Here is a 746-nt window from a genome sequence, read left to right as displayed (position 1 = left end):
GATTTATTAGATAGGAGGTGGTAGTTTGGCTACAGAAAAAAGTTACTATACAATATTAACAAATGTAGGTAAAGCTAAGATAGCAAATGCAAGTATAGTAGGAGAAAAAGTTGACTTTGCTAAGATTCAACTTGGAGATGGTGCAGGAAGTGAATATAATCCAACAGAAGAGCAAACAGTACTCAAAAATGTAGTTTGGGAAGGTAATGTAGGAAATGTTAAAACTGATGAAGACTTGGCAAATTGTCTAATTTTAGAGAGTCTTATACCTGCAAATGCTGGAGGCTTTATAGTTAGAGAGATAGGTTATTTAGATACAGAAGGTAATTTACTTGCTATATCAAAATATAGGTCAGCATACAAGCCTAGATTAGAAGATGGAGCAGTTATTGACATGAAGGTAAAAACTATTTTTGTTGTATCTAATGTTAATAATATAGAGCTTAAAATTGACCCTACAATAATTTTTGCTACATTAAAAGATTTACAAGATTTAGAGGCTAAAATAGATACTGTTGACACTAAAATAGACACAACTAAAACAGAGTTAGTAAGCAACATAGAAACTACTAAAACAGAATTAAACAATAAAATAGGTGATACAACACTACTTGAAACAACAGATAAAACAAATATAGTTAGTGCATTAAATGAGGTGAAAACTAGTGTAGATAGCATAGAAACAACAGCAGAAAAAACAAGTTATAATAATGCAACAAGTAATCTTACTGCTACAAATGTTCAAG

Annotated in this window: 1 protein-coding gene; it reads left to right on the top strand. The window is 30.6% G+C overall.

Annotated features, from left to right (window positions below):
* Window positions 1-25 precede the first annotated feature (25 nt).
* The coding region (locus tag Q3304_RS20770; RefSeq protein ID WP_407815486.1) for a phage tail protein at window positions 26-746 on the top strand (721 nt) is incomplete at its 3' end.

Source organism: Clostridioides sp. GD02377 (assembly GCF_045899875.1).
Classification (GTDB): Bacteria; Bacillota; Clostridia; order Peptostreptococcales; family Peptostreptococcaceae; genus Clostridioides; species Clostridioides difficile_A.
The sequence above is the reverse complement of the archived record's forward strand: the minus strand, read 5'-3'. Positions and strand labels throughout refer to the sequence as shown.